Here is a 20,858-nt window from a genome sequence, read left to right on the forward strand (position 1 = left end):
CGGGATCAGAGCTGCTCGCCCGCTTCCAGCGTGGGCGAGGACGAAGGGGGCGGGAAGCGGCGCGAGACGCTGGCTTCCCAGCGCCAGAACGCCCAGCCCAGCACGGCGAACAGGGCCATGCCCAGGGCCAGGTGCAGCCCATGGTGGCTCAGCAGCGGCGACAGCAGGCCGGCGATGGCGGAGTTGAGCACCAGCTGGGTGAAGGCCTGCAGCGAGGAGGCCGAACCGCGCTGGCGCGGGTACATGTCCAGGATCGCCAGGGTGATCACCGGGAACACCAGGGCCACGCCGAACGCCGCCAGCGACATCGGCAGCACCGCCCACGGCACCGACAGCTGCGGCGCCAGCGCGTTGTAGAGCACGTTGCCCAGCGCGGCCAGGCCGATGCAGGCATAGCCGATCCCGACCTGGTGCGACGGCGACCAGCGCCCAGCCACGCGCCCGGAGACGAAGGCGCCGATGGTCATGCCGCCGATGGTCGGGATGAACAGCCAGGCGAACTCGCGCTCGCCCAGGCCCAGCAGGTCCATCACGAACGCCGGCGCCGAGGCGATGTACAGGAATAGCCCGGCGAAACCGAACGCGCCGGCCGCGGCCAGGCGCTGGAAGCGCATGTTCAGGGCGATGGCCACGTAGTCGCGCAGCAGCCGCTCCGGGCGCAGCGGCATGCGCGCCTGCGGCGGATGGGTCTCCGGCAGCCACGCCGAGGTGGTGACCAGCAGCATCAGCGAGAACGCGGCCAGGAACCAGAAGATCAGCGGCCAGCGCCCGGCGCCGAGCAGCCAGCCGCCGACGATCGGCGCGATCGCCGGGGCGATGCCGAAGATCATCGAGACCTGGCTCATCAGCCGCTGCGCGTCGCTGCCCTGGAGCACGTCGCGGATCACTGCGCGGCCGACGATCAGGCCGACGCCGGCCGACAGGCCCTGCAGCGCGCGGAACATCAGCAGCGTGGCCAGGTCGCGCGACAGCGCGCAGCCGACCGAGGCGGCGATGAACACCACCAGCCCGCCCAGGATCACCCGGCGGCGGCCCAGCGCGTCCGACAGCGGGCCGTGGACGATGCTCATCAGCGCATAGGCGCCCAGATAGACGCTGATGGTCTGCTGCATCGCCAGCTTGTCGGCGGCGAACTGCGCGGCCATCTGCGGGAAGGCCGGGAAGATGGTGTCGATCGAGAACGGGCCGAACATGGCCAGGCCGCCCAGCAGCAGGGCCAGGCGACGGGTGGACGGGCGCACCGGCGCCGGGCCGGCCAGGTTCGGGCCGGCAGCCGGGACGCCGCCGCGCGCGCCCTCGTCGCCGCGGGACGCGGCGTCGGCAGGGGCCTCGGGGGAAGTCGACGTCATGGTGGGGGACGGCGGAAAGGGCCGGCCATGTTAAGGCAATCGTCCTCAACGCCGGCTTGCCACCGGACCGGCGGCCGGGCCCCACGACCTTCGCGCGTCCCCCGGGCGGTCTCGCCACCCGCGCGACCGGCACACGCAGCCCAACCCCGCTCTAACAGCCCGCGCGCCCGGGCCCGTTGCCGCACCGCGGATGCCCGCCCGGGCCGGTATAATCGGCGGCGCTGTACCTGGTGGGAGAAGCCGGCCCCGGCCGGCTGCCGAAGGCGCAAACGCCCGTAATCGCTCAGGCCCGATACCACCGCTGTTGCAAACACTCTGGAGAGACCGGCCGCCCGTCTTGGGCAGCGCCGGCGCCGAAGGGGCACGAAGCCGCGACCTCGTCCGCGCGACTTCCAAACTCTCAGGCAAAAGGACAGAGGGGCACCCTGCCGCGCTCGTGCGCGGCGCCATCCTGCCCCAGTCCGGACCGCCTCCATGTCCCAGAACACCCCTTCCCTGCGCGAACTCGAGCAGCACGACGCCTTCGTCGGCCGCCACATCGGCCCCGATGATTCCGAGATCGCTGCCATGCTCAAGACCGTCGGCTTCGATTCGCTGGAAGCGCTGACCGACGCCATCGTCCCGGCCAGCATCAAGTCCGCCGACCCGCTCGCCCTGGACGGCAGCCTGACCGAGGAAGAGGCGCTGGCGAAGATCCGCGCCATCGCGCTGAAGAACCAGGTGTTCCGCAGCTTCATCGGCCAGGGCTACTACGGCACCCACACGCCGAAGGTCATCCTGCGCAACATCCTCGAGAACCCGGCCTGGTACACCGCCTACACGCCGTACCAGGCGGAGATCTCGCAGGGTCGCATGGAAGCGCTGGTGAACTTCCAGCAGATGTGCGCCGACCTGACCGGCATGGAGATCGCCAACGCCTCGCTGCTGGACGAGGCCACCGCCGCGGCAGAGGCCATGACCCTGGCCAAGCGCGCCGGCAAGTCCAAGTCCGACACCTTCTTCGTGCACGACGCCGTGCACCCGCAGACCCTCGAGGTGCTGCGCACCCGCGCCGAGCCGCTGGGCATCACCCTGCGCGTGGGCACCCCGGCCGAGGCGATGGAAGCCGAATGCTTCGGCGTGCTGCTGCAGTACCCGGATACCTTCGGCCACATCGGCGACCATCGCGCCCTCGCCGAGGCCGTGCACGCGCGCGGCGGCCTGGTCGCGGTGGCGACCGACCTGCTGGCCCTGACCCTGATCGCCGCCCCCGGCGACTGGGGCGCCGACATCGTGGTCGGCAACTCGCAGCGCTTCGGCGTGCCGTTCGGCTTCGGCGGCCCGCACGCGGCGTTCATGGCCTGCCGCGATGCGTTCAAGCGCTCGATGCCGGGCCGCCTGATCGGCGTGTCGGTCGACACCGAGGGCAACCCCGCCTACCGCCTGGCCCTGCAGACCCGAGAGCAGCACATCCGCCGCGAGAAGGCCACCTCCAACATCTGCACCGCGCAGGTGCTGCTGGCGGTGATGGCCTCGATGTACGCCGTGTACCACGGCCCCGAAGGCCTCAAGCGCATCGCCCGCCGCACCCATCGCCTGGCCGCGATCCTGGCCGCGGCGCTGCGCGCGGCCGGCGTCAACATCGGCGACCGCTTCTTCGACACCCTGCACCTCAAGGACGTGGACGCCGAGGCGATCCACGCCAAGGCGAAGCAGGCCGGCATCAACCTGCGCCGGATCGACAGCGAGGCCGTCGGCATCAGCCTCGACGAGACCACCACGCGCGCCGACGTCGTCGCCCTGGCCGGCCTGTTCGGCGCCGCCCTCGACGTGGACGCGCTGGACGCGGCCACCCCGGACGCGCTGCCGCAGGACCTGCTGCGCACCACCCCGTTCCTGCAGCACCCGGTGTTCAACGCCCACCACAGCGAGCACGAGCTGCTGCGCTACATGCGCTCGCTGGCGGACAAGGACCTGGCCATGGACCGCACGATGATCCCGCTGGGCTCGTGCACCATGAAGCTCAACGCCACCGCCGAGATGATCCCGGTCACCTGGCCGGAGTTCAGCCAGATCCATCCGCTGGTGCCGGCCGAGCAGGCCCAGGGCTACACCCAGCTGATCACCGAGCTGGAGGCGATGCTGGCCGAGTGCACCGGCTACGACGCGGTCAGCCTGCAGCCGAACTCCGGCGCCCAGGGCGAGTACTCCGGCCTGCTGGCGATCCGTGCCTACCACGCCAGCCGCGGCGAGTCGCACCGCGACATCTGCCTGATCCCCGAGTCGGCGCACGGCACCAACCCGGCGTCGGCGCAGATGGCCGGCATGAAGGTCGTGGTCACCCGCTGCGACGCCAACGGCAACATCGACATCGACGACCTGCGCGCCAAGGCCGAGAAGCACTCGGCCAACCTGGCCGCGATCATGATGACCTACCCGTCCACCCACGGCGTGTTCGAGGAGGACGTGGTCGAGATCTGCGAGATCGTCCACGCCCATGGCGGCCAGGTGTACACCGACGGCGCCAACATGAACGCGCTGGTCGGCCTGGCCAAGCCGGGCAAGTGGGGTTCGGACGTGTCCCACCTGAACCTGCACAAGACCTTCTGCATCCCGCACGGCGGCGGCGGCCCGGGCGTGGGCCCGTGCGCGGTCAAGGCGCACCTGGCCCCGTTCCTGCCGCGCACGCTCGGCAGCGACGGCAAGGTCGGCATGGTCAGCGCGGCCAGCTTCGGCAGCGCCTCGATCCTGCCGATCAGCTGGATGTACATCGCGATGATGGGCGCCGCCGGCCTGCGCAAGGCCACCCAGGCCGCGCTGCTCAACGCCAACTACATCTCCAGAAAGCTGGCCCCGCATTACAAGACCCTGTACACCGGCCGCAACGGCCTGGTGGCGCACGAGTGCATCCTCGACGTGCGTCCGCTGGAGAAGGCCACCGGGGTCAGCGCCGAGGACATTGCCAAGCGCCTGGTCGACTTCGGCTTCCACGCCCCGACCCTGAGCTTCCCGGTGGCCGGCACGCTGATGGTCGAGCCGACCGAGAGCGAGTCCAAGCACGAGCTGGACCGCTTCATCGACGCGATGATCCAGATCCGCGAGGAGATCCGCGCGATCGAGGACGGCCGCCTGGACCGCGAGGACAACCCGCTCAAGCACGCCCCGCACACCGCCCAGCAGGTCTCGGCCAGCGAGTGGACCCGTGCCTATCCGCGCGAGCTGGCCGCGTTCCCGCTGCCGTCGCTGAAGCTGCAGAAGTACTGGCCGCCGGTGTCGCGCGTGGACAACGTGTACGGCGACAAGAACGTGTTCTGCGCCTGCATCCCGGTGGATGCCTATAGGGAAGACGCCGAGGCCTGAGCCTCGCCGTCCCTGGATGATGGAAGGCCCCGCTTTGGCGGGGCCTTCTGTTTTTCCGCCTGATCCCGGGGCCGGGCGTTCGTCGCCCGCGCCCGCTGGCCGCCGCGCTCAGTCGCGCAGCTTCAGGGTCGGGTTCTCGTCGATCTGGCCGTCGGCGTGGAGGACCACGTAGCGGTCGCCGCGACGGTTGAACAGCACCGGGATCGGCGCCTTGAACAGCGGACGACGCACGAAGCGGAGCTCCCAGTGGAACTCGCGCATGGTCTCGACGGTGGCCAGCTGCTCCGGGGTGAGGCCTGCGATCAGCTGTTCGAAGTCCGGATCCGGCTGGTAACTGCGCCGGTCGTGAAACGGCAAGGTCATTCGTATCTCCTGGGGCGCGCCTCCGGCGGGGGAAGCTGTCTCCCGGAAAGCAGGACGCGCGCCCGATGAAGGCAAGACCCATGCCAGCGGATGGGTCCGCGGAGGGCCTGTCGAGTCTCGGGATTGGCGGTCGCGGTGGACGGACAGCGGCGCAATCTGCCGCCGGATGTCACCTGCAGCGCTTCGACCGCAGCGCCGCGATGTACACGCCTTGCGTATTTTACCCTGCAGCCGTCATCGCGGATTTCACGACCCCGTTACCGCGCACTCGCTTATCTGCAACTCGCACGATGGGTGCCAACGCAGGAGTCCGCCCGATGCCACGGGGTGACAAGTCCAGCTATACCGACAAGCAGCAACGCCAGGCCGAGCACATCGAGGAAAGCGAGAAGGAGCAGGGCCGCAGCGACGAGGCCGCCGAGCGCATCGCCTGGGCCACCGTCAACAAGCAGGATGGCGGCGGCAAGCGCTCCGGCAGCGGGCGTAAGACCGCGAAGAAGGCCACCCGCAAGAGCGCGAAGAAGGCCGCGAAGAAGACCGCAGGAAAGTCGGCCAGGAAGGCGACGAAGAAGACGGCGGGCAAGTCGGCCAGGAAGGCGACGAAGAAGACCGCCGGCAAGACGGCCAGGAAGGCGACGAAGAAGACCGCCAGCAAGACGGCCAGGAATGCGACGAAGAAGACCGCCAGCAAGTCGGCCCGGAAGGCCACGAAGAAGACGGCCAGCAAGGCTGCGAAGAAGGCCACGAAGAAGACCGCGCGGAAAGCCACGAAGAAGACCACTGCCAGGAAGGCCACCAAGCGCACGGCCGCGAAGAAGACTGCGCGGAAGTCCACGGGCGGCACGGCCCGCAAGAGCGCCAGCAAGTCCGCGACGAAGACGGCGAAGAATACGGCCCGGAAGGCCACGAAGAAGAGCGCCAGCAGGACGACCAGGAAGACCGCGGGCAGGACGGCGAAGAAAGCCACCAGGAAGAGCACCGCCAGGAAGGCGACGAAGAAGACCGCACGGAAGACGGCGCCCCGGAAGAGCGCGAGCAGGACGGCCAGGAAATCGACCGGTACCACAGCTCGCAAGAGCACCCGCCGGACCACGAAGAAATCGGCTTCGAAGCGCTAGACCTGCGCACCCGACCATCCGGGCTCATCCAAGGCTTCCGGCATCGTCCCGCCCTCCGGCTCCCGGCTCCCGGCCTCCGGCTCCCGGCTCCCGGATGCCCCGCCTGGATGGATTCCCCCCTCTCCCCCCGGGAGAGGGGCCGGGGGAGAGGGCCCCGCCGCCCGCCAGCCTGGACGAACACGCCCCGTAGCCCGGATAAGCGCGCGCATCCGGGACGGGCGCACGACGAAGCCAAGCCCCGGATGCGGCCCCCGGCCTTATCCGGGCTACCGTGCAGCCCGGGCTTGGCGACCCTCACCCGCGGGCGCCCCGTATCGGAAACGACCACATCCCGGGCTTCACTCCCCGGACGGCTCCCGCCGATACCAGCCAAACACCACCGGCGCCAGCAACGGCGCCAGCTCGATGTCCAGGGCCACGCAGGCATCCAGCACATCCCGGACCCGCCGCTGTGCCGGCGTACGGTCCAGCCGATCCTCCAGCTCATCAGCCGAAAGCTGCGACAGCGTCCATTCGTAGAGACGGTCGCACCGCGCTTCCAGCGCCACACGCAGCCAGTCGCGCAGCGGATGGACCCGATATCCCGCACGGGCCAGGGCCGCAACCCGCTCGACCAGCTCCGCCTCCACGCGCGGAACCACTCGGTATGGCCGCCAGCCGGGACCCGGATCGCCAGCGGCGCCGGCGCGTTGTACTCGCCAAACCCTTCGCGCAGCGCCAGTTCCAGGTCGCGCGCGTCGCGCACCGACTCGGCTTCGACCAGCACGCCCCGCTCCAGCGCGAAGAACTCGAACCAGCGCGGATGCAGCGCCGCGATGCGCCCCAGCGGATCGCCCGAGAACCCGATCTTGCAATGGTCCTCCCACTGGCACGGAAAGACATAGGCGAAGCACCGCCCATCGGTCGCCAGGACCTCGTTCCCGGCGAGCTCCAGCAGGTCCGAATCCGTCAGCCAGGCATGGCGAACCTCGGCAACACCGTGCCGCCTCCCCTTGCGCGTTCCGGAAGAAGCCATCAGCCCGGACTCAGCCCACTCCAAATATCCGCCACTGCATCAGCACTATGAAGTTGACCAGGAAGTGGAGGAATACAGAGGCCCAGAATCCAACCGCCCGATTCTTCGCATTGTGGATCAGGCAACACATGAGGAAGAAGTCGGCAAAAACCGAGGCATACCTCGGCTCCATGTAGATCAATGCATGGAACGCGGCAGCGATGCCTCCGACGATGCAGGGCACCAGCCACCACGTACGCCCCAGCTTGTGGGAAAAGACCATCACCCAGAAGAGGCACAGCAGGTTCTCAAAGACAGGCGCGACTAGAAGAGGGCCTACCCAGGACATCTCTGCGTGGTACGCCATTATCTCGTCGAGTCGTCCATAGAAGCCGAAGCTGTCGAGTACCGTGTCGATGACCCACTCGAGAACATTCTGCAAGGCCACGGAAAGGACAGCCAATGGAATACATGCGAGGAAGAGTTCCCACCACTTGGCTTCGCACAGGTACCGCTCGACATACCGCCCCAGACTGTTACGAGCGTTGACCAGACTCATGCATCCCCCTGGCGCGTCATCGTGTCTTACCCGGATACATCGCCACATATTCAAGAAGACGCCCGGAGCAGCAATCCGGGCGTCCGACCGACAGTCAAGACTGCGCGGGACTCGCAGGCTTCTCAGGTTCCTCGGACTCCTCAAGCCCCGCACCGTCCTTGAGGCCCCGCCAGAACTCCCGAGCGAATTCCTTGGCGGCCTGATAGAGCTCGTCGAGATCCCTCACAGGACCGGCGCCAGAGACGCAGAGCGTTTCGCTTGCAGACAGGACTTTCATCTTCTGGCCCTCCTCTCAGGCGCCGTACTGCATGGCACCCAGCAGCTCGTTACCGGATTCGTCGATCTTCTGATTCATCCGGCCCAGCATGCCCGCGATGTAACCGAGTGCGTAAGCAACATCGGAGACAACGCTCCTCTGCTCACTGCCCTCGCCGCCACTGACCATCGCCAGCTCTTCCCTGATCAACTCCTTCATTTCACGACTCCATTCGTTTGCGCAATGGGAACCGCTGCGCCTGCGGTATTGCCGGCCTTCCGGCAAACCCTGGCCCGTCCGCACCCCGCGCCCCCGTCCCCTGACCACGACAGGGCCCTCTGTACCGGACTATTCTCCCGCCGGCAGCGCGGGTCGATCAGCGCATGCCGGAGCGGGCTGTAGGAGAAATCCGAACCCGACGCGCGCCAACGCAGACGCCGTTTTACCGGCCCCGGCCGCCTCACGCCGCCCGCTCCCGCCCCTGCCCGGCTGCCCCGCCCTAAGGGTCGCGCCCACGTGGCACATCCTCCGGCCGCGCCCGGAACACCACGCTCATCCGGGGCGGCACCGGCTTCGCCGTCTTGGGGATGCCGTGCTCGTGGGTCAGCTGGCTGGCATGGCTCATCACCAGCAGGCTGCCGGGCTGCAGGTCGATGCCCAGCGCACGGCCACCGGCCTTGGCGCGGATGTTCATGCGCCGCGTGCCACCCAGCGAGACCAGCGCCAGCGGTTCGCCCCGCACCAGGTGGTGCAGGGTGTCGTTGTGCATGGCCACGCTGTCGTTGCCGTCGCGGTACAGGTTCAGGCCGACCGAGGTGTAGGCGCCGGGTACCGCGGCCTGCACGCGCTCCAGCATCGCCGCCAGCGGCAGTCCCGGCGGCAGACCGTGCAGCGGGTACCAGGCCTGCAGGCGCGGCACGTCGACGATGCGGTCATACATCGGCCGACGCTCGTGCTGCCAGTGGCAGCCGTCGCGCAGCGCGCGGAACCACGCCTCTGCTTCAGCCTCGCCGACGAAGCCGGGCCAGTAGCGGATGCCGCCTTCGGCGTCCGGGACCAGCACCTGCGGTCCGTTGTCGAACAGGTCCATCTCAATTCCTCCGGCACGCGCCGGTCACGGCGTTCAATGGAAATCCCGCGAGGCCACTGGCAGGCTGCCGAGCAGCCCGCTGAGGTCCTCCAGGTGCGCGGCGATGAGGTGCTCGACGCCGTCCACGCGCTCCCAGCGTCCGCGCACGGCCAGCAGCCGCGCCTGCAGCAGCGGCTTGCGCTGGCGCACGGCCAGGTCCGGCCAGACGATCACGTTGACCATGCCGTGCTCGTCCTCGAGGGTGACGAAGATCGTGCCCTTGGCCGTGCCGGGCCGCTGGCGCTGGGTGACCAGGCCGGCCACGTGCACGCCGCTGCCGTGGCGGCGCTGGTGCAGTTCGCGCACGCCGAGGATGCGCCGCTGCACCATCTGCGCGCGCAGCAGCGACATCGGATGCGCGCGCAGGCTCAGGCCGGTGCTGCGGTAGTCGGCGGCCAGCGATTCGCCCAGGTGCGGCGCCGGCAGTTCCACCTGCGCTTCTTCCGGACTGCCGGGCAGCAGCGGCCGGCGCTGCTCGATGCCGGCCACTTCCCAGCGCGCGGCGTTGCGATGGCCTGACAGCGAATCCAGCGCCCCGGCCTCGGCCAGCGCATGCCGCGCCTTCGCGTCGAGACCGGCGCGCAGGCACAGGTCGGCCACGCTGGCGAACGGGCGCCGTGCGCGCGCGGCCACGATCGCCTGTGCCACCGGCTCGGACATGCCCGCCACCTGGCGCAGGCCCAGGCGGATCGCCGGCTGGCCCTCGTCGTCATCCAGGTCGCGCCGCAGCCGGCCGCCTTCGAGGGTGTTGTCCCAGTCGCTGTGCAGCACGTCCACCGGTCGCACTTCCACGCCGGCGCGTTCGCCGCGGCCGCGGCGCGCGTCCTGCACGATCTGGCTGGGCGAATAGAAGCCCATCGGCTGCGAGTTGAGCAGCGCGCAGGCGAACGCCGCCGGCTCGTGGCGCTTGAGCCAGGCGCTGACGTAGACCAGCTTGGCGAACGACGCGGCATGGCTCTGCGGGAAGCCGTAGGAGCCGAAGCCCTTGATCTGCTCGAACAGCTGGTCGATGAACTCGGAGCTGTAGTTCTTATCTTCCATCAGCTTGCGGATGCGCAGCCGGTGCGGCTCCATGTCGCCGCCGCGCCGCCAGGCCGCCATCGAGCGACGCAGCCCGTCGGCCTGCTCGGGCGTGTAGCCGGCATGGATCACCAGCTCCATCACCTGCTCCTGGAACAGCGGGATGCCCAGGGTCGCGCCGAGGATCTGGCGCACGCCTTCGGACGGATACGTCACCGGCTCCTTGCCCATGCGCCGGCGCAGGTAGGGATGGACCATGCCGCCCTGGATCGGGCCGGGGCGCACGATCGCCACCTGCACCACCAGGTCGTAGAACCTCTCCGGCTTCAACCGCGGCAGCATCGCCATCTGCGCACGCGACTCGACCTGGAACACGCCGACGCTGTCGGCGGCCTGCAGCATCCGGTAGGTCGCCGGGTCGTCCGGCGGCAGCGTGGCCATGTCCAGGCGTACGCCGCGATGCTTTTCGACCAGGTCGAAGGCCTTGCGGATGCAGGTGAGCATGCCCAGCGCCAGGCAGTCGACCTTGAGCAGGCCCAGCGTCTCCAGGTCGTCCTTGTCCCACTGGATGATGGTGCGGTCGGGCATGGCCGCGTTCTCCACCGGCACCAGCGCCGACAGCGGCGCGTCGGAGATCACGAAGCCGCCGACGTGCTGGGACAGATGCCGCGGCCGGCCCTCGATCATCCCGGCCAGCGCCAGGATCCTGGTGACCAGCGGGTTCTCCGGATCGAACCCGGCCTCGCGCAGGCGCTGTTCCATCGGCGCCTCGCCATTGCCCCAGCCGAAGCATTCGGCAAGCAGGCCGATCTGGTCCGGCGGCAGGCCGAAGGCCTTGGCCACGTCGCGCACCGCGCTCTTGCCGCGGTAGCTGATCACCGTCGCCGCCAGCGCCGCGCGTTCGCGCCCGTACTTGCGGTAGACGTACTGCATCACTTCCTCGCGCCGCTCGTGCTCGAAGTCGACGTCGATGTCCGGCGGCTCGTTGCGGGCCCTGGACAGGAAGCGGGCGATCAGCAGCCGGGTCTGCGCCGGATCCACCGCGGTGATGCCCAGCGCGTAGCACACCGCCGAGTTGGCCGAGGATCCGCGGCCCTGGCAGAGGATGCCCTGCGATCGGGCGAAGCGGACGATGTCGTGCACGGTGAGGAAGAACGCCTCGTACTCCAGCTCGGCGACCAGGGCCAGTTCTTCCTCGATCTGCGCGGCGACCTTCGGCGGCACGCCATCGGGCCAGCGCTCGCGCATGCCCTGTCCGGTCAGCACGCGCAGCCAGCTGGCGGGGGTGTGGCCTTCGGGCACCAGCTCCTTCGGGTACTGGTACTTCACCTCGCGCATGCTGAAGGTGCAGCGCCGGGCCAGTGCCGCGGCGGCTTCGAGCAGGTGGTGCGGATGGATGTTGGCCAGCGCGCGGCGCGTGCGCAGGTGGCGCTCTCCGTTGCGGAACAGCAGCGCGCCGGCCTCGGCCAGGGTGACGTTGTGGCGGATCGCGGTCAGCGTGTCCTGCAGCACGCGCTCGCGGCGGTGGGCCATGTGCACGTCGCCGCTGGCCAGCGCCGGCATGCCGAGCCGCCCGGCCAGCTCGAGCAGCTGCTGCAGGCGCGCGGCATCGTCCTGCTCGCGGTGCAGCTCCACCGCCAGGTGCGCGCGCTCGCCGAACACCGACTGCAACCAGCGCCCCTGCCCTTCGTCCGGCTGCGCGCCGGGGATCCACAGCGCGAACAGGCCGCAGTCGTCGGATGCCACCGTGGCCTTGCCAGCCACGCCCGCTTGCCCGCGCACCACCCGCTCCACATCGGCGCGGACCAGGCGGTAACCCTTCTTCTCCACGCTGCGCCGGGCCACGGTGATCAGTTCGCACAGGCGGGTGTAGCCGGCGTGGTTCTCGACCAGCAGCACGCACTTCAGCCCGTCGGCCAGCACGAACTCGCTGCCCACCACCAGCGGCAGGCCAACGGCCTCGGACGCTTCCAGCGCGCGTACGATCCCGGCCAGCGAGCATTCGTCGGTGATCGCCAGGGCGCTGTAGCCGCAGCGCCTGGCCCGTTCGAACAGCGTCGCCGCGTCGCTGGCACCGCGCAGGAACGAAAAGTCGGACACGCAGTGCAGCTCTGCGTAGGCCGGCAGGCCGTCGTCTTCGGCCAGGTCGTCGTTGGCCGCACGCAGGCCCAGACGCTGCGCCACTTCCCAGGCGCGCGGCGGACGCCCGCCGGGGGTGTCGCGGTTCACGCCGTCGATGGCGTCGTCCCAGCTCATCCGAACCACCCGTGCAGCATCCAGCCCTCGCGCTCGCCCGGCGCGGCGAAGGCCCAGGCGCGCTGGCCCTGCGCGGTCTCCACCACGTAGTAGTCGCGGCGCGCGTCGGCGCCATCCCACCAGCCGCTTTCCAGCCGCTCCGGGCCGGAGACGATCCGTGCGCCGCGATGCGCCGCGGCGCCCCCGTAGAGCGGGGCCTGCCCCGCTGCTTTTCCGGATGCCGGGACATCGTGCGTGGAGCCGGCCAGGTCCGGCTCTACGTGGGAGGGACCCGCGGACAGGCCCCGTTCCACGAAGGGAATCGGGCGTGGCAGCAGCCACAGCGGTCGCGGCGGACGCGGCGGCGCCGGCCCGATCCGCGCGTCGTCGCCCTGCACCCGGCACCAGGCGCGTTCCGGGCGCGGATCGCCGTCGGGCGCGACGCGGTACACGGCTTCGTCGCCCAGCCGCGCGCGCAGGCGTTCGCGCAGCTGCGGCCATGGCAGCTGCTGCTGTTGGCGGGTGTCGAACAGGTCGCGGCTGGCCGGCACGAACGCCGGCAGCTCGCGCGCCAGCAGGCGCATCGCCACCACCGGCGCGCCGATCGCCACCCGCTCCAGGCGGTTGCGCGCCAGCTCGAACAGCATGCCCGGCTCGCGTTCCGGCGCCAGCAGGCCGACCTCCACGTCGGTATGCGCGGCACCGCGCGCCATGCCGCCACCGGGTCCGCGCTCGTGCTCCAGGCGCAGCACGAAGCGCTGCACGCCGCCATCGCGGATCGACAGCAGCGTGCACAGGTCGCCGATCAGGCGCCGCAGCGGGAACAGCAGCGCGGTGTGGTTCTCCACCTCGTAGCCCAGCTCCACCCGCGAATCGAAATGGTCCGGCGGCAGGTAGTACTCCAGCGGATCGTCGGCTTCGCCATAGAGCCGGTCGAGGTGTTCGAGCAGCGCCAGGCCGAAGCGCCGGCGCAGCGCATCGCGCGGCAGCGCGCGCAGGTCGCGCAGGTGGGCAATGCCCATGCGCTGCAGGCGCACGCCCAGTCCGTCGGGCAGGCAGGCGCGGCGCACCGGCACCCGGTCCAGGCACGCGGCCATCGTCGCCGCATGCGGGATCGCCAGCCCGTCCTCCAGCCCGGCGAACACCCGCGCCGCGCGCGGCGTCGGCGCCAGGGCGATGCGGTGGCGGAAACCGAGCGCGTCCAGTTCGCTGCGCAGCCGCGCCTGCAGCGTCGGCCACGGCCCGAGCAGGCGGAAGCTGCCGCGCACTTCCAGCACGATGCAGCCCGGCCACTGCGCGCTGACCAGCGAGCTGTGCCGGTACGCCCACGCGGCGAGGAAGCGCTGCCAGCGCGCTTCGGCCGAAGGATCGTGGTCGACCATGGCGAAGTCGCGCAGCAGCGCGTGCGCGGCGACCAGGCGCATGCCCGGGGCCAGGCCCGCCGCCGCCGCGGACGCGTTCACCGCATGCAGGGTGCGCAGCTGCGCCGGCCCGGTGACCAGCGCCAGCGGCGCCTCCGGATCAGGCCGGCGGCGGAGGACGGCGTCCAGCGCCAGCTGCGGCAGCAGTACACAGGCCCAGAGCATGGTCCGCCCTCACGCCGCGTCCGGGACGAAGGCCTGCGCCGGCGCCGGGCCGCCGCGACACTTGCGCACCTGCCAGGCCGGACGGCCGTGGGCGTCGCGCACCCATTCCAGGCGCAGCGCCGCCGGTGAGGCGTTCACCGCGTGCTTGCGGTCGCGCAGGGCGAAGCCGAGGCAGGCGCCGCTGTCGGCCGCGACCTGCAGGCGCCGCAATGCCGCCGCATCGGCCTGCTGCGGCCAGCCCAGCACCGCGCCGCAGGCGCCGCTGCGCAGGCACTGCTCGAACGCCCACAGCGCATCACGCGGGCTGGCTTCCACGACCTGCAGCGCGGCCAGGTCCACCCCCGCGGCCTGCCACGCCGGCGCGTACGGGATGTACGGCGGCGCGACCAGGGCAACGGTGCCGCCGTCGGCGGTGATGCGCGCCAGCGTCGGCAGCAGCAGCGCCAGTTCGCCGACGCCGTCGGCCGGCAGCAGCAGTTCGGTCAGCGCGCGGCGCGGCCAGCCGCCCTGCGGCAGCAACGCATCCAGCGCGGCGTGGCCGGTCGGCTCGCCGTCGGCGGCGATCGCCGCGCTGCGCCCGGCGTGCCACAGCGTGCGCGAGGCCAGCAGAGTATCGAGGGCGACAACGGCACCCATCTCAACCCTTCCGCACCAGGCCGCAGTACACGCCTTCGATGGCGAAGTCCTGGCCCGGCTCCACCTCGATCGGCGCATGCGCCGGATTGCGTGGCAGCAGGCGGATCATGCGCCCGCCGCGCTGCAGGCGCTTGATGGTCAGTTCGCCATCGACGCGCGCGACCACGGTCTGCCCGTCGCGCGCCTCGGGCGTGCGGTGCACGCCGACCAGGTCGCCATCGAGGATGCCGTCGTCGATCATCGAATCGCCCTGCACCCGCAGCAGGTAATCGGGTTTTGGCGAGAACAGGCGCCGGTCCAGCCACAGCGATTCGCCGCCCTCCCCGACCGCACCCAGCCGGGCCACGCCCTCGGCGCTGATCGGGGTGCCGGCGGCGACCCGGCCCAGCACCGGCAGCGGCAGCAGGTCGGCCGCCGCGCTGCCGGGCAGGCGCAGGCCGCGCTTCTGGCCGGGGACCTGTTCCAGCAGGCCGTCGGCGACCAGCGCCTGGACGTGCTTCTGGGCGGCGTTGCGCGAGGAAAAGCCAAAGGCATCAGCGATTTCCGCCAGGCTCGGGGCCCGCCCGGCGGCCAGCTCGGCACGCAGGAAGGCCAGCACGGCGGCGCGCTGGGGAGGAAGCCGGGAGGGGTCGGACGGGGTCATGGTGTACATTTGTACACCTTCCCCGTCTCATGGGGCGAGAGTCGCGTGAAAGGCCCTCTCCCGACCCTCACCCCGGCCCTTCTCCCGGAGAGAGAGGGGAGCAAGGCAACGGCAATCAGCGATTCATCGCCCTACCGCCGGTCGGACCGATTTGCTACTGCGCACGTATGCGCCTACGGTGGGGTGGCTGGGTACCAAGGGTCACCATTGAATCGTGGCCCCACGCCGCGGACGTCAAAGATCCGCTACCCGTTGCTCCGTTCCCTCCTTGCTACCAGCTCGACCGCGCTCCCGCGGTGGACACTCATGCGCAAGGAAAAGACATGACCGACATCCGTACCGGGATCGTCAAATGGTTCAGCGCCGAGAAGGGCTTCGGCTTCATCGCCCCCGATGACGGGGACGAGATTTTCGTGCACCAGAACTCCATCGAATGCGAAGGCACCCGCCAGCTCCGTGAGGCCAGCGGGTGCGCTTCGTGGTCGTCCAAGGCCTCAAGGGCGTCCAGGCCGACCGCGTCGAACCGATCAGTTAGCGGATCAACGACGGATCCGTGCTGGTCTGCTCCGGTTCGGTCGGCAGGCGCTCGTCCTGGACCTCCGGGCAACCCTCGGTGCCTTCCCTGCCTACGCAGGCCGGATCGGTAGGGCCGTTGGTGGTCGGCGGCAGCGTGCCCGGCGGGGTCGCCGGATCGGTGGTGGCCGGCGTGGTCGTAGCCGGATCGACCACCTCCGCCGGCGTGTCGGTCACGGCGCCGGTACGGTCCATATCCTGGTCGTCGCGGCGATCGCAGGCGGACAGGCCGGCGAAAGCCACCAGCGCGGTGGCAAGCATGAGGGTACGCATGAAGTCCTCCTTGTCGTAGGGCACGACCGCCATGGCCGCGCTTGCAGGGGCGGCACACGCGAAACCCGATCGCACGCACCAGCATGCGTATGAGGCCTTGTCGCCACGTATCGCGCGGTGAAATACGCGTCGCCAGCAGATGAAACCATCCGGCTCGCAGATGAACCGGCCATCTCCGGCTACGCACGCCGGGCGGAACAAGCGCGGACCGGAGCGAAGACCGCGAATCCTCCACCCGGTCGTGTAGCGGCGATGGGACGGCGCGTCAGGCCTGCGGCCGCGCCTCCACCTTCGGCTCGGCCACTTCCTGGCCCGCCTGCGCATGCCCGGCCATCTCCGCGCCGGCATCCGGCGCCAGCTTGCGCATCTGGAACATCGACGCCGCCGAGATCAGGCCCACGCTGAGGAAGGCGAAGGTGAAATTGATCGGCGTGCCGTCCGGCTTGCCGGTGAGCAGGCTGGCCAGGCTCAGCGCATAGCCGCCCACGGTCACGCCCAGCGCCAGCGCGATCTGCTGCGCCATCGCCGCCAGGCTGCTGGCCTGGCTCATCCGCGCCTGGTCGATGTCGGCATAGGCGATCGCATTGATGCTGGTGAACTGCAGCGAGCGGAAACAGCCGCTGGCCAGCAGCACGCCGACCATCAGCGCATACGGCGTGTCGGCGCGGAACAGGCCGAACACGCACAGCAGGATCGAGGCGAACAGCCCGTTCCACACCAGCACCGGGCGGAAGCCGAAACGGTTGAGGATGCGCGGCGCCACCACCTTCATCACCATCGCGCCGGCGGTGGAGGTGAAGGTCACCAGGCCCGACTGCAGCGGATCCAGGCCGAAGCCCAGCTGCAGCATCAGCGGCAGCAGGAACGGCGTGGCGCCGATGCCGATGCGGAACAGCGAGCCACCCAGCACGCCGGCGCGGTAGGTGGGGATGCGCAGCAGGTCCAGGTGCAGCAGCGGATGCGGATGGGTGCGCGCGTGGCGCACGTACGCGCCGATCAGCCCGGCGCCGACCAGCACGCACACGGCGATCGCCACGCCCGGGATCAGCCCGCGACCCACCGCCGACAGGCCGAACATCGCCAGCGCCAGGCCGGTCGCCGACAGCAGGAAGCCGCGCCAGTCCAGCGGCCCCACCACCTGGCGCAGCTCGGGGATGTGCTTCCACGCCAGCCACATGCCCAGCGCGCCCATCGGCAGGTTGATGAGGAAGATGAAGCGCCAGTGCGCATAGGTGGTGATCGCGCCGCCCAGCACCGGGCCCAGCATCGGTCCGAGCATCGCCGGCACGGTGAGCCAGCTCAGCGCGCGCACCAGCTCGGCCTTCTCCACGCTGCGCAGCAGCACCAGGCGCCCGACCGGCACCATCATCGCCCCGCCGATGCCCTGCACGAAGCGCCCGGCCACCAGCTGGCCCAGTCCATCGCTGGCCGCGCAGCCCAGCGACCCGAGCAGGAACACGCCGATCGCGCCGATGAAGATGCGCCTTGCGCCATAGCGGTCGGCGATCCAGCCGCTGATCGGGATGAACACCGCCAGCGCCAGCATGTAGGTGGTCAGCGCCAGCTTCAGCGCCACCGGCTCCACGCCCAGGTCCGCGGCGATCTGCGGCAGCGAGGTCGAGATCGCCGTCGAGTCCATGTTCTCGATAAACAGGGCCGTGGCGACGATGAGGGGCAGCAGGCGTTGTGGGCGCACGGGTCAGGAATGGGCCGGGACATGCCTATTGTGGCCACTGCAGCGTGAATCCGGAGCGTGCGGGGCGTGCGCGGGGTCACGTCGTGGCCATCGCGGCGCCGCCCTCGTAGAGCGGGGCTTGCCCCGCTGCCCTTCGCGTTGCGTCGCCACGCCGGGCGTGGAGTCGGGCAAGCCCGACTCTACAAGGGCGCTGCCGTTGCGTCGTGCCGGTTCGCCACGGACAGGCACGCTTCCTGTAGAGCGGGGCTTGCCCCGCTGCTTCTTCTGGGGCGTCGGTCCATCAAGCGTGGAGTCGGGCAAGCCCGACTCTACAAGGGCGCTGCCGTTGCGTCGTGCCGGTTCGCCACGGACAGGCACGCTTCCTGTAGAGCGGGGCTTGCCCCGCTGCTTCTTCTGGGGCGTCGGTCCACCAAGCGAGGGAGTCGGGCAAGCCCGACTCTACGAGGGCGCCTTGCCATGCGGCTGGGGTTTTACAGGCGTCGTGCAAGGCGTTGCGCGTCGAACGGGGCGTGGACTTTGGCGTCGTTGTCGAAGTAGCAGTACACGTCGCGCGGGACCCGGGGCGGCACCGTGCGCGTGGCCCGGCGCGCGCCGCGTGGCTGGGTGCCGCGGCGCCAGGCGCGGATCCGCCGCGCCCAGTCGTCCAGCGCCGCATCGTCGTAACCGCTGGTGTACAGCTCGCTGGCGCCGTGCAGGCGGATGTACATGAAGTCCGACGTCACCTCCTCCACCCACGGCCACAGCCCCGCTGTGTCGGCCACCACCAGCGCCATCCCGCGTTCGCGCAACATGTCCAGGAACACCGGGTCGATGAAGCCCGGATTGCGCACCTCGAAGGCATGCCGCAGCGGCCCGTGGTGGCGCGGCTTCAGCACCGCCGGGCCATGCAGCCGCGACGCGTCACGGCGCCGGGCCTGGCGCGAGGCGGCGTCGGTGTCCGCCGGCAGCAGGTCGAGGAACGCCCGCATCCGCTCCGGATCGAAGCGGGCCCGCTCCGGCAGCTGCCACAGCAGCGGGCCGAGCTTGGCGCCCAGCGCGAGCAGCCCTTGCGCGAAGAACGTGGCCAGTGCCTGTTCCACGCCGCGCAGCTGCAGCATGTGGGTGATGTAGCGGCTGCCTTTCACCGCGAACACGAAGTCGTCCGGCGTTTCGTCGTGCCAGCGCCGGAAGCTGTCCGGGTGCTGCAGCGAGTAGAAGCTGCCGTTGAGCTCGATGCTGGGAAAGCAGCGCGAGGCGTATTCCAGCTCGCGGCGCTGCGGCAGGTCCCCGGGATAGAAGCGGCCGCGCCAGCGCGCATAGCGCCAGCCGGAGATGCCGATGCGGACGCGGCCTTCGGCCATCCAGCTGGCCCGCCGGATCTGGTGCAGCCGGCCGGTCAGCCGCCGGCCAGGCCGCCGCCTACCCTGCCGGGCAGCGCGCCATCGTTGGTGGCGTCCTCGTCTTCCAGGTCGCCCACTTCGCGGTCGACGCCGGCCCTGGGATCGGTGGAGGAAGCCGTGCCTGGAGACCTGTGGCCTCTGTCGTCCTCCGCGCGGGAGTCGCCATCCCCGTCATCGTCCGCCGGAACTTCGGGGCGACGCCCGGGCTTGTGGTCCTGACGCACCGGCCGGTCATGCCCGCCCTGCTCGCGCCGCACTTCCTCCTCCGGTTCCGAAGGGTTACGCCGATGCTGCTGCAGGTCCTGCTGCTGGCGCTGCTGGGTGTTCTCCTGCTGCACCTGTTCCGGGTCCTTCCCGGGATTTTCCTTCCTGCCGCCCATGCTGGTTTCCTGGTATCGCGGCGATCCGCGTTGCCCCGAGGCTCACAGGTGACCCGTTACCGAAGCGCCTCATCCGCGTCAAAGGCTGCTTTACAAGCGCGCAGCACAGACCACGACCAACTACGCCGGGGAACATGAACGAACTCCTTGAACCGCGTTTGCTATTCCCCACGCAAACACCTACCGTGGCCGGGCTGAGTTTCAAGGGCCATCGAATCCGGCCCGATGCTGTAGATCAAGTCCTACTACACCGTTGCACCTGCTTCATCTCCTTGCAGCCAGCTTCCGCCGCGATCGCGGCATTCCATTTGCTCCAAGGAGATACACATGTCCCAGATCCAGACCGGCACCGTGAAGTGGTTCAACGACGCCAAGGGCTTCGGCTTCATCACCCCGGAAAGCGGCCCGGACCTCTTCGTCCACCACAATTCCATCCAGGCCTCGGGTTTCCGCAGCCTGCAGGAAGGCCAGCGCGTGCAGTTCATCGCCGTGCAAGGCCAGAAGGGCATGCAGGCCGACAAGGTCCAGCCGCTCTGATTGCAGCCTTCATCGGCTGACAGGAAAAGCCCGGCGCAAGCCGGCTTTTTTGTAGAGTCGGGCTTGCCCGACTCCCCGCCCAGGTGACGCGGCGCCGCCCTTGTAGAGTCGGGCTTGCCCGACTCCCACGCCTGGTGGACCGACGCCCCGGAAAAAGCAGCGGGGCAAGCCCCGCTCTACAGGGGATACGCACACCAGGCGTACGGATACATCCCTATCTCCTCCGCCAACCCTGCACGCACCGGGTTGCCGAGGATGTAATGGCCCTGTTGCACGACATCCTCATCCCGCCGCAGCCGGTGGTCGTAATACCCCGGTTGCCACAAGGCGCCCTCGCCGCCCCCCAGCGCACGCACCCGCCGCGCGCTGCATGACTTCATCCGCCGCACCACCTGCGCGAGCGACGGCGCACGCAACTCGAACAGCCAGTGCAGATGGTCCGGCATGACCACCCATGCCAACGGCACCACAATGCCCATGCGCCCGGCGAGCCGCAATTCGTCGACTACCGTTTCCGCGGCCTCGGCATCGGCAAACACCGGCCGTCGTCCGGCGACGACCGTGGTGATGGCGTAGACCGCACCAACGACAGAATGGCGACCGATGAGCAAGCGAGGACTGGGCAAGCGCCAAGCCTTGCCGAACGCCCTCCGCCACGGCATCGGCGCACCCCGCGCCACCATGTCGGAACCTTCCGCGCCCTCCCGTCAGTAGAGTCGGGCCTGCCCGACTCCCACGCCTGGTGAACCGGCGCCCCAGAAAAGCAGCGGGGCAAGCCCCGCTCTACGGGAGC

General features: G+C 70.0%; 19 protein-coding genes, 1 pseudogene and 1 riboswitch. Of the genes and pseudogenes, 3 read left to right on the forward strand and 17 right to left on the reverse strand.

The genetic code is table 11. The features are described 5' to 3' along the window. Positions 1 to 5: 5 nt before the first annotated feature. Positions 6 to 1,220, reverse strand: coding sequence for a multidrug effflux MFS transporter (locus M503_RS0107930; protein ID WP_028928185.1), 1,215 nt, complete (start codon positions 1,218 to 1,220; stop codon positions 6 to 8). Positions 1,221 to 1,654: 434 nt separating this feature from the next. Then, positions 1,655 to 1,775: riboswitch (glycine riboswitch) on the forward strand. Between the two features lie 48 nt (positions 1,776 to 1,823). Here M503_RS0107930 and gcvP point away from each other — a divergent pair. Continuing rightward, positions 1,824 to 4,688, forward strand: coding sequence for an aminomethyl-transferring glycine dehydrogenase (gene gcvP, locus M503_RS0107935; protein ID WP_028928186.1), 2,865 nt, complete (start codon positions 1,824 to 1,826; stop codon positions 4,686 to 4,688). A gap of 108 nt (positions 4,689 to 4,796) precedes the next feature. Here the strand turns inward: gcvP and M503_RS0107940 are convergent, their stop codons facing one another. The 11 genes and pseudogenes from M503_RS0107940 to lexA form a co-directional block, all read right to left on the reverse strand. Further along, a complete protein-coding gene (locus M503_RS0107940; protein ID WP_028928187.1) occupies positions 4,797 to 5,051 on the reverse strand; it encodes a hypothetical protein in 255 nt (84 codons plus the stop codon). A 340-nt stretch (positions 5,052 to 5,391) separates the two neighbouring features. Then, the gene (locus M503_RS17945) at positions 5,392 to 6,117 is read right to left on the reverse strand and encodes a hypothetical protein (protein ID WP_197017196.1); all 726 of its coding nucleotides are present in this window, start codon (positions 6,115 to 6,117) and stop codon (positions 5,392 to 5,394) included. A 390-nt stretch (positions 6,118 to 6,507) separates the two neighbouring features. Then, positions 6,508 to 7,106 (reverse strand): annotated as a pseudogene (locus tag M503_RS15970) (GIY-YIG nuclease family protein). 88 nt (positions 7,107 to 7,194) lie between these two features. After that, positions 7,195 to 7,722, reverse strand: coding sequence for a hypothetical protein (locus M503_RS0107955; protein ID WP_028928188.1), 528 nt, complete (start codon positions 7,720 to 7,722; stop codon positions 7,195 to 7,197). Between the two features lie 94 nt (positions 7,723 to 7,816). After that, positions 7,817 to 7,999, reverse strand: a complete 183-nt coding sequence (locus M503_RS0107960; protein ID WP_028928189.1) for a hypothetical protein — start codon at positions 7,997 to 7,999, stop codon at positions 7,817 to 7,819. A 15-nt stretch (positions 8,000 to 8,014) separates the two neighbouring features. Next, positions 8,015 to 8,197 carry a hypothetical protein gene (locus M503_RS0107965; RefSeq protein ID WP_028928190.1) on the reverse strand — a complete coding sequence of 61 codons (183 nt, stop codon included), beginning with the start codon at positions 8,195 to 8,197 and terminating at the stop codon, positions 8,015 to 8,017. 280 nt (positions 8,198 to 8,477) lie between these two features. Then, a complete protein-coding gene (locus M503_RS0107970) occupies positions 8,478 to 9,068 on the reverse strand; it encodes an alpha-ketoglutarate-dependent dioxygenase AlkB family protein (protein WP_028928191.1) in 591 nt (196 codons plus the stop codon). Positions 9,069 to 9,101: 33 nt separating this feature from the next. Next, positions 9,102 to 12,383 carry an error-prone DNA polymerase gene (locus tag M503_RS0107975; protein ID WP_028928192.1) on the reverse strand — a complete coding sequence of 1,094 codons (3,282 nt, stop codon included), beginning with the start codon at positions 12,381 to 12,383 and terminating at the stop codon, positions 9,102 to 9,104. Further along, positions 12,380 to 13,948, reverse strand: coding sequence for a Y-family DNA polymerase (locus M503_RS0107980; protein WP_028920653.1), 1,569 nt, complete (start codon positions 13,946 to 13,948; stop codon positions 12,380 to 12,382). Before M503_RS0107980 ends, M503_RS0107975 begins: the two co-directional genes overlap by 4 nt. A gap of 9 nt (positions 13,949 to 13,957) precedes the next feature. Further along, a complete protein-coding gene (gene imuA / locus M503_RS0107985) occupies positions 13,958 to 14,584 on the reverse strand; it encodes a translesion DNA synthesis-associated protein ImuA (RefSeq protein ID WP_028920654.1) in 627 nt (208 codons plus the stop codon). A 1-nt stretch (position 14,585) separates the two neighbouring features. Next, positions 14,586 to 15,227 carry a transcriptional repressor LexA gene (gene lexA / locus M503_RS0107990; protein WP_028920655.1) on the reverse strand — a complete coding sequence of 214 codons (642 nt, stop codon included), beginning with the start codon at positions 15,225 to 15,227 and terminating at the stop codon, positions 14,586 to 14,588. 323 nt (positions 15,228 to 15,550) lie between these two features. Between lexA and M503_RS17085 the strand changes: the two genes are divergently transcribed. After that, positions 15,551 to 15,874 (forward strand): cold-shock protein, encoded by a 324-nt coding sequence (locus M503_RS17085; RefSeq protein ID WP_428992240.1) that lies wholly within the window; start codon positions 15,551 to 15,553, stop codon positions 15,872 to 15,874. Here the strand turns inward: M503_RS17085 and M503_RS0107995 are convergent. The 4 genes from M503_RS0107995 to M503_RS17975 all read right to left on the reverse strand — a co-directional run bounded on the left by M503_RS0107995 (position 15,759) and on the right by M503_RS17975 (position 19,372). Then, a complete protein-coding gene (locus M503_RS0107995; protein ID WP_028920656.1) occupies positions 15,759 to 16,106 on the reverse strand; it encodes a hypothetical protein in 348 nt (115 codons plus the stop codon). The two genes, M503_RS17085 and M503_RS0107995, sit on opposite strands and share 116 nt — an antisense overlap. A 232-nt stretch (positions 16,107 to 16,338) precedes the next feature. Further along, on the reverse strand, positions 16,339 to 17,769 hold the full coding sequence (locus M503_RS0108000; RefSeq protein WP_028920657.1) for an MFS transporter: 1,431 nt from the start codon (positions 17,767 to 17,769) through the stop codon (positions 16,339 to 16,341). Between the two features lie 470 nt (positions 17,770 to 18,239). Next, entirely contained in the window at positions 18,240 to 19,136 is an 897-nt protein-coding gene (locus M503_RS15980) for a DUF72 domain-containing protein (protein WP_428992241.1), read from the reverse strand. 8 nt (positions 19,137 to 19,144) lie between these two features. Beyond that, the gene (locus M503_RS17975) at positions 19,145 to 19,372 is read right to left on the reverse strand and encodes a hypothetical protein (protein WP_428992242.1); all 228 of its coding nucleotides are present in this window, start codon (positions 19,370 to 19,372) and stop codon (positions 19,145 to 19,147) included. Between the two features lie 483 nt (positions 19,373 to 19,855). On the opposite strand from M503_RS17975, the gene M503_RS0108015 reads away from it, so the two are divergent. Beyond that, complete coding sequence (locus M503_RS0108015) at positions 19,856 to 20,065, forward strand: cold-shock protein (protein WP_024869249.1); 210 nt, start codon at positions 19,856 to 19,858, stop codon at positions 20,063 to 20,065. A gap of 176 nt (positions 20,066 to 20,241) precedes the next feature. Here M503_RS0108015 and M503_RS0108020 read toward each other — a convergent pair whose 3' ends face one another. Beyond that, a complete protein-coding gene (locus M503_RS0108020; protein ID WP_331280021.1) occupies positions 20,242 to 20,676 on the reverse strand; it encodes an REP-associated tyrosine transposase in 435 nt (144 codons plus the stop codon). Positions 20,677 to 20,858 lie beyond the last annotated feature (182 nt).

Origin of the sequence: Pseudoxanthomonas suwonensis J47 (assembly GCF_000513955.1) — a bacterium.
Classification (GTDB): domain Bacteria; phylum Pseudomonadota; class Gammaproteobacteria; order Xanthomonadales; family Xanthomonadaceae; genus Pseudoxanthomonas; species Pseudoxanthomonas suwonensis_C.